Origin of the sequence: Mesorhizobium argentiipisi (SeqCode) (assembly GCF_037179585.1) — a bacterium.
GTDB lineage: Bacteria > Pseudomonadota > Alphaproteobacteria > Rhizobiales > Rhizobiaceae > Mesorhizobium > Mesorhizobium argentiipisi.
Genome location: NZ_JAPYKO010000121.1, coordinates 1 through 434, shown reverse-complemented (window position 1 = coordinate 434; position 434 = coordinate 1). Strand labels below are relative to the sequence as shown.

The 434-nt window shown below is 58.5% G+C and carries 1 protein-coding gene; it reads right to left on the bottom strand.

The genetic code is table 11. The annotated features are described in order from the left end of the window. Positions 1-175: exonuclease domain-containing protein (locus O7A05_RS34585; protein ID WP_415927099.1), on the bottom strand; the 175-nt coding region annotated here is incomplete at its 3' end. Between the last annotated feature and the right edge of the window lie 259 nt (positions 176-434).

Here is a 434-nt window from a genome sequence, read left to right as displayed (position 1 = left end):
GTGTGTGCCAGGAGTCGACGGGGTTGAAGTGGCTGTCTGCGCGTACGGCAGCGATTTCAATGATGCGGTCGTAGCGCTTGTTAAAGCCGGTGGTTTCGGTGTCAATGACGGCAAAGACTGGTTTGCCCGGTGTGCGTGGGGTGTAGCGGTTGCGGAGGTTGTCTAAAAAGCCCATGGCTCCAAGAGTAGAGTCTCATACCGACATGGAAGCCTAAATGCTATCGAACACTGCGGCCAGCCTGGTTTTCTGTGGATAACCACAATGGCGGCGTGCGGGTTGTCCACAGGGTGAGTGTGGTTGGCCTTTCGTGGAGGGCGTGGGTGTGGTTGCCTTAGTGCTATGAGCACTTCGCAGGATTACCCAAACACCACTCCGAGGCCCACCACTACTCCCGCTGGCGGTGGTCAGCGGCGGGGGGCGAGTCTGCGGGATA